Source organism: Actinomyces denticolens, from assembly GCF_002072185.1.
Classification (GTDB): domain Bacteria; phylum Actinomycetota; class Actinomycetes; order Actinomycetales; family Actinomycetaceae; genus Actinomyces; species Actinomyces denticolens.
On sequence record NZ_MVIW01000079.1, the window covers coordinates 1 to 1,561 of the forward strand.

At 69.4% G+C, this 1,561-nt stretch carries 2 protein-coding genes; both read left to right on the plus strand.

Annotated elements, in window-relative coordinates; translation table 11 throughout:
- Positions 1 to 135: 135 nt before the first annotated feature.
- The gene (locus B1H55_RS11975; RefSeq protein WP_077240722.1) at positions 136 to 813 is read left to right on the plus strand and encodes a response regulator transcription factor; all 678 of its coding nucleotides are present in this window, start codon (positions 136 to 138) and stop codon (positions 811 to 813) included.
- Positions 810 to 1,561, plus strand: a 752-nt coding sequence (locus B1H55_RS11980; RefSeq protein ID WP_205635529.1) for a histidine kinase, incomplete at its 3' end; no start/stop codon positions are given. The genes B1H55_RS11975 and B1H55_RS11980, both read left to right, overlap by 4 nt.

Sequence of the window (1,561 nt, forward strand, 5' to 3'; positions counted from 1 at the left end):
CCGCCCTGACCTCAGGACTCGGACTCATCGGACTCCACGAGCGCGCCACCGCCCTCGACGGAACCCTCACCCACACCACCACCGACCACCACTGGACCCTCACACTCACCCTCCCACTCACCCTGGAGACGAGCCATGCCCCCCTCAGCCACTGACCGTGAGATCCGCATCATCGTCGTCGACGACGACCCCATCGTGCGCGACGCCATCGCCGGCGTCCTGAGGGGCGAGCCCGGGATCGAGGTGATCGCCACGGCGGAGAACGGCGCGGACGCGGTGAGCATCGTCCACGAGCGCACCGTCGATGTGGTCCTCATGGATGTGCAGATGCCCATCCTCGACGGGGTGACGGCCACTCGGCGCATTCGGGAGATCGCCCCGGCCACGAGCGTGCTCATCCTGACGACCTTCGACGATGACACCTTCCTCGACGGGGGGCTGGCCGCGGGCGCCTCCGGCTTCCTCCTCAAGACGACGCCCCCGGCCGAGCTGACCGCCGCGATCCGCACGATCCACGAGGGCGGCAAGGTCCTCTCCCCGGGCCCCACGAGCAGGATCCTCGACCGCTACATCTCCGGCCAGCCCCCGAAGACGCAGGCCGCGGAGGAGCTCGACCTCTCCGACCGGGAGAAGGAGGTCCTCGCGCTCCTGTGCCAGGCGCGCTCCAACCATCAGATCGCCCGCCGCCTCAATGTCGCCGAGACCACGGTGAAGACCCACGTCTCGGCGATCATGCGGAAGATGAATGTCGCGAGCAGGCTGGAGATCGTCGTCGAGGCGCATCGCCGGGGCCTCGCGAACGGCTTCTCATGAGGTTCCTGCGCCTGCTGACCCCCGGTCAGCCGCAGACACGCGGCGTCCTGCGCCTGGTCGTCGTGTTAACGTTCATCTTGTTCCAAGCGACTTCCCTCGTCACCTACCTCCACGGCCTCACAATCGTCACGAGCATCCTGGCGGTCGCCTGCCTCCTCCTCATCGACCGCCTCCCCTGGGGCGTTCCGATCACCCTGACCGCGGGGATCGCCATCGCGCCCTACGCATTGCTCGCGGCCCCCCTCGAGGCAGCGGGATTCCTCAGCCCCGCGCTCCTCATCCCCGTCAGGCGCTTCCGCCAAGTGGCCCTCATCGTGGTTGTCTCCTGCCTCGACATCGTCCTCCGCGCGCAGGCGGGCGGTGCCGGCACCTACTCGATCCTCCAGGCGCCGGTCATGCTCAGCGGTTCGGCGAGCGTGGGAATGGCCCTGCTCTACTTCCGCGCGCAGATGGAGCGGATGGAGGCGGAGCGCCTGGCGGCTCTGGGCGCGCAGCGCACGGCCATCGCGCGGGACCTGCACGACACCCTCGCCCGCGCCAACACCCAGATGGTGCTTCTCGCCCAGCAGGCCCTGGGCGAGCCCCTGCGCAAGCGGCGCGTGAAAAGCGCCCTGGAGGACGTGATGGTCATGGGGCATCGGTCGGTGTCCGACCTGCGCACCATGCTGCGCCTCCTGCGCCAGGACACGCCCACCCCCACCGCGCCCACCCCCAGCCTCACCCAGGCCATGACCAACGCCCGCACCAC

Coding starts and splice junctions, on each gene's coding strand:
- B1H55_RS11975 (WP_077240722.1), top strand. CDS start 136: ATGCCCCCCTCAGCCACTGACCGTGAGATCCGCATCATCGTCGTCGAC.